The organism is Micromonospora sp. NPDC005197 (genome assembly GCF_040608295.1).
GTDB lineage: Bacteria > Actinomycetota > Actinomycetes > Mycobacteriales > Micromonosporaceae > Micromonospora.
This window is the reverse complement of the sequence record NZ_JBEXHY010000221.1, coordinates 1-4,710: the sequence shown is the minus strand read 5'-3', so window position 1 is coordinate 4,710 and position 4,710 is coordinate 1. Positions and strand designations below refer to the sequence as shown.

4 protein-coding genes and 3 tRNA genes are annotated in these 4,710 nt (G+C 73.8%); 2 read left to right on the top strand and 5 right to left on the bottom strand.

From position 1 onward, the window contains the following. Positions 1 to 10 precede the first annotated feature (10 nt). The 4 genes from ABZU46_RS31000 to ABZU46_RS30985 all read right to left on the bottom strand — a co-directional run bounded on the left by ABZU46_RS31000 (position 11) and on the right by ABZU46_RS30985 (position 1,426). A tRNA-Glu gene (locus tag ABZU46_RS31000) sits at positions 11 to 83 on the bottom strand. A 152-nt stretch (positions 84 to 235) separates the two neighbouring features. Beyond that, positions 236 to 308 (bottom strand) — tRNA-Glu (locus ABZU46_RS30995). 134 nt (positions 309 to 442) lie between these two features. Continuing rightward, a tRNA-Gln gene (locus ABZU46_RS30990) sits at positions 443 to 514 on the bottom strand. A 108-nt stretch (positions 515 to 622) separates the two neighbouring features. Then, positions 623 to 1,426: a fumarylacetoacetate hydrolase family protein gene (locus ABZU46_RS30985; RefSeq protein ID WP_234591312.1), complete on the bottom strand. Its 804-nt coding sequence runs from the start codon at positions 1,424 to 1,426 to the stop codon at positions 623 to 625. 175 nt (positions 1,427 to 1,601) lie between these two features. Here ABZU46_RS30985 and ABZU46_RS30980 point away from each other — a divergent pair, with 175 nt between their 5' ends. Beyond that, on the top strand, positions 1,602 to 3,086 hold the full coding sequence (locus tag ABZU46_RS30980) for a hypothetical protein (protein ID WP_354863247.1): 1,485 nt from the start codon (positions 1,602 to 1,604) through the stop codon (positions 3,084 to 3,086). Between the two features lie 34 nt (positions 3,087 to 3,120). Then, the gene (locus tag ABZU46_RS30975; protein ID WP_354863246.1) at positions 3,121 to 3,987 is read left to right on the top strand and encodes a 3-methyladenine DNA glycosylase; all 867 of its coding nucleotides are present in this window, start codon (positions 3,121 to 3,123) and stop codon (positions 3,985 to 3,987) included. Positions 3,988 to 4,043: 56 nt separating this feature from the next. Here ABZU46_RS30975 and ABZU46_RS30970 read toward each other — a convergent pair whose 3' ends face one another. Further along, the gene (locus ABZU46_RS30970) at positions 4,044 to 4,637 is read right to left on the bottom strand and encodes a TetR family transcriptional regulator (protein ID WP_354863245.1); all 594 of its coding nucleotides are present in this window, start codon (positions 4,635 to 4,637) and stop codon (positions 4,044 to 4,046) included. Between the last annotated feature and the right edge of the window lie 73 nt (positions 4,638 to 4,710).

Sequence of the window (4,710 nt, the reverse complement as noted above, 5' to 3'; positions counted from 1 at the left end):
CTTTGATCTGTAGCCCCGACCGGATTCGAACCGGCGCTACCGCCTTGAGAGGGCGGCGTCCTGGGCCGCTAGACGACGGGGCCAGAACTTCCTGTTCACCGCCCTCGCAGGCGGTGCCGCTGTAGTCTAGCGGCACCGTCCGTCGGGGCGAGCGTGGGGTCTGGGCACCGTGGACGGCCGTGCGTAGCAACGAAACAACCCGCCTCACCAAGGTGAGACGGGTTGTGCACAGATGTAGCCCCGACCGGATTCGAACCGGCGCTACCGCCTTGAGAGGGCGGCGTCCTGGGCCACTAGACGACGGGGCCAGAACCACTTTCGCTCCCCCACCCTCGCGGGCGGAGGAGCTGCACTCTACCAGAGACCACTCTCCGCCCCCGGAGGGGCGGAGTCGAACTCCGTCAGAATCCAGCGTCCGGGATTCTCGCGAATCCCAGCTGCGCTGGGGTACCAGGACTCGAACCTAGACTAACTGAACCAGAATCAGTCGGGCTGCCAATTACCCCATACCCCATTGGCCCCTTGCGGCGCCGGGAGTGAACATTACCCTCCCGGTGCCGACAGGCCAAATCCGATCCCCCCGAACCGCCCGTGAGCTGCGGAAACAGGGGCATCGGACGGATCAGGCGACGGGGACCACCGGGTTGCTGAGCTCGCCGATGCCCTCGATCCGCACGGTGACCGTATCCCCCTCGACGAGAGGGCTAACCCCCGCCGGAGTGCCGGTGAGCACCACGTCGCCGGGCAGCAGGGTCATCACGTGCGAGATGTACGACACCAGGCCGGCCACGTCGAAGACCATGTCCTTCGTCCGGCCGAGCTGGCGTACCTCCATCTCGTCGGGGTTGCGACCCACCTCACAGCGGATCTCCAGGTCGGAGACGTCCAGCCCGGTGGTGATCCACGGACCGATCGGGCAGAACGAGTCGAAGCCCTTGGCGCGGGTCCACTGCCCGTCCGAGCGCTGCAGGTCCCGGGCGGTCACGTCGTTGGCGCAGGTGTAGCCGAAGATGGCACGTTCGGCGGCGGCCCGGTCGGCCCGGCGGGCGCCCGGCGCGCCGATCACGACCGCCAACTCCGCCTCGTGCTCGACCTGCTTGGAGAAGATCGGCAGCCGGATGGCGTCCCGGGGACCGATCACCGAGGTGGACGGCTTGAGGAAGAGCAACGGCTCCTTGGGCACCTCGTTGCCGAGCTCGGCGGCGTGGTCGGCGTAGTTGCGGCCCACGCAGACCACCTTGCTGGGCAGGATCGGCGAGAGCAGCCGGACGTCGGAGAGGGCCCAGCGGGCCCCACTGAAGGAGAGCTGGCCGAACGGGTGACCCTCGATCTCGGCGATGGTCAGGCCCTGCGGCCCGGCCTCCGGCTCGCCCTCGACGGCTCCGAACGACATTCCCTTGGCATGAGCGAAACGAGCGATACGCACCCGGCCAATCTAGCCCCGCCGACCCGTTCACCGGCCACAACGGGCCGTCGGGTGTGCGCAACCCGTCAGCGTCGCGGCACCTTAGCGCAGGTCTGGGCGGCCGGGGCGGGTTTCTCGACTTCGTACCCGCACGGAGGGCGCGCACCCCTAGCGTCGGCTCCGGAGGTTCGTTCGTATGCCTGCATCGACACGACACCACAGAGCCCTCGCGGTGTTCGTACACTGCCTCGGCATCCTCGCCGCCGTGCCGGCCCTGCCCGCGGCGGCCCCGGAGGCGGCGGTCGCGCAACGACCAGCGGCCGCCACGCCACAACCAGCCGCGCCCGTGCCACGACCAGCCGCGCCGACGCCACGTCCGACGGCACCAGCGCCCGGAGCGACGGCGGTCACGCCGCCCGCGTCCGTCAGCCCGGCGCCGTCGGCGGTGGCGGTGGCCGCGCGGGTGCCCGTGGCGGCGAGCGCGGAGCCCACCCCGCCCTCGGCGCCACCGGCGGTGGCACCGCCGTCGCGGGTGTCGGTGTCGGCGCCCCCGCCTCCGGTCACGGTGGCGGTCGCGTCGGAGAGCAGCCCCGCGCCCCGGTACCGGATCCACGTCCGCAATGTGGGCAACTCGCCACTCGACACGACGGTGCGCCAGGAGCTGCCGTCCGGGTCGTCGCCCACCGCGATCAGCGGGGGCGGGCGGTCCAGCCGCTCCGGCGGGTCCACGGCCGAGGTGACCTGGCGGTTGCGGCTGCCCGCGCACAGCACCACCACGCTGGGCACCGCGCTGACCGCGGTCGCGCCGGGCCAGCCGCTGGCGGCGCCGGCCTGCGCGTTCACCAGTGACGGCAGCCGGCCGTACGACTGCGCCACCGCCACCTGGCAGGGGGCCGCAGGTCCGGCGGCCGAGGTCACGGCGGCCCCGCCCTGGCGGCGGTATCCGGTGCTGCTCGCCGGGTTGGGCGTTCTGCTGCTGCTCAGCGCCCTCGTGGCGTGGGTGTGGCGTCGACGGCGCGGACGGCGCGGGCGGCGGGTGACCGCCGCCGCCCTGGCCACCAACGCGACGCCGGACGATGGACGCGGGACGATCTACCCACGTCCGGCGACTCCCGGCCCGCGCCGACGGCGGCGTACGCCGCCGGTCTGGCTGCTGGTCGGCGCGGCGGTGGTGGTGCTGGCGGGCGTGATCGGCACGGCCGGCTGGACGGCGACCCGGCAGGTGTCGTCGATCGACACCCAGAAGCAGCCGACCAGCGGGGCGTGGATGGGCACCGGGGTCTCCGGGCCGGTGGGCGTGCCGTTGCAGGAGTCCGCGTTCGAGTTCACCGTCTACCGGATGACCTGTGGCGCGGCGGACGCGACCAGCGGGACCGGCGCGGCACCCGCCGGGGGTCGGCGCTGCCAGGCCACCGTGGGTGTGCGCAACGTCACCGGCACCCCGCAGCCCTGGCACGGCCAGCTGCAACGCGCCTACCTGCCGGGTGGCCGATGGGTGAGCACGGACGAGCCGGCCACCCGGGCGGCCAACCTGGGTCGGGACGTCTTCGCCAACCCGGTGGCCGCGGGCAGTCGGGTGGTGCTCCCGCTGGTGTTCACCGTCGACGGGCGGGACCCGCCTCAGCAGCTGGAGCTGCGCAGCGGCGTGTTCTCCGCCGGCGTCCGGGTGCACACGCCCTGACCGGCGACGGGGCGGCGGTCGTACCCTGGGGTCCGTGACCGCCGCCCTCGCCCCCGCCGTGCTCGACGTGGCGGCCTGGCGTGAGCGCCGCCGGGCCCACGAGGAGCGGGTGGACGGGTGGCTCACGCCGCACCTGGCCCGGCGACGTCGGGGTGAGCGGCACCCGGTGGCCGACTTCCTGTTCACCTACTACTCGCACCGGCCGGCGCAGCTGCGCCGCTGGCACCCGGGCGCGGGGGTCGAGCTGCGCGACGCGGACCCGGCCGAGTTCGGCCGGGACTACCGCGCCACCACCGCCGGGGTCACCCTCGACACCGAGGCGGTACGCGGGCGACGCGGCGAGTCGATCGCGTGGATCCGCTCGCTGTTGGCGGCCACGGCCGGACGACCGGCGCACTTCGGCTGCTTCGGAATGCACGAGTGGGCGATGGTGTACCGGCAGACCCGCGAGGAACTGCGGCACAACGCCTGGCCGTTGCGGCTGGATCCGGAGCGGACCGCCGCGGTCGTCGAGGAGCGCGGGGTGCGGTGCAGCCACTTCGACGCGTTCCGGTTCTTCACCCCGCCGGCCCGGCCGTTGAACCTGCTCACCCCGACCCGGGAGACGCAGCACGCGCACGAGCAGCCGGGCTGTCTGCACGCCAACATGGACCTCTACAAGTGGGCGTACAAGTTGTCGCCGCTGGTGCCCTCCGAGCTGGTCGCGGACTGTTTCGAGCTGGCCCGGGAGATCCGCACGTTGGACATGCGGGCCAGCCCGTACGACCTGGCGGCCCTCGGTCACCCGCCGGTACGGGTGGAGACCCCGGAGGGCCGGGCGGAGTACGCCGCGGCGCAGCGCGGGTTCGCCGACCGTGCGGCGGTGCTCCGCGACCGGCTGCTGGCCGCCGTTCCCGGCTGACCGTCGACGGCCCTGCGCGCCCGGGCGGCTGACCCGTGCCGTCGCCCGGCCCGGCGTCAGCGCGAGCGGGCTCGAAGGCCGTCGAGGAGCAGCGCGACCACCGCGGCCAAATCGTCGTCGAGGCCGGGCTCGTTCCACTCCGTCCGGTGCGACGGGTGGTGGAACCGCGCGGTGGCCTGCAACAGCGCACGGCCGGCCACCGCCGGGTCGGGCACGGTGAACTCGCCGGCGGCCACTCCGTCCGCGACGATCAGGCTGAGCTGACCGGCGAGAACCTCCAGGTGGTTGGCGACCGCCCCCTCGGAGAGCGTGGCGAGCTGGTGGAAATTGTCGAACAGCTCCGGGTCCTCGCGGGCCATCCGCCGCTTGGTGCCGCTCAGCTCGGCCAGCCACCGGCGCAACCGCTGGGGGGCCGGGTCGGTGCCGGTGGCGACGTCGATCAGCGGGGTGGAGACCCGGGCCAGCCAGCGTTCGGCGACCGCCTCGCGCAGCGCGGCCTTGCTGGCGAAGTGCCGGTAGACGCTGCCGTGGCTGACGCCCAGCGCGCGGGCGACGTCCAGCACGGTGGCCTTCGCCGGGCCGTACCGGCGCAGCACCTCCTCGGCGGTGTCGAGGATGCGGTCGGCGGTCAGGGCGGTGGTGTCGCTCATCGTCCCAGCCTCCCTGACCGCGCCGCCGGGGGGGGGGGGGGGGGGCCGCGCGGGGGGGCGGGGCCCCCCCCGC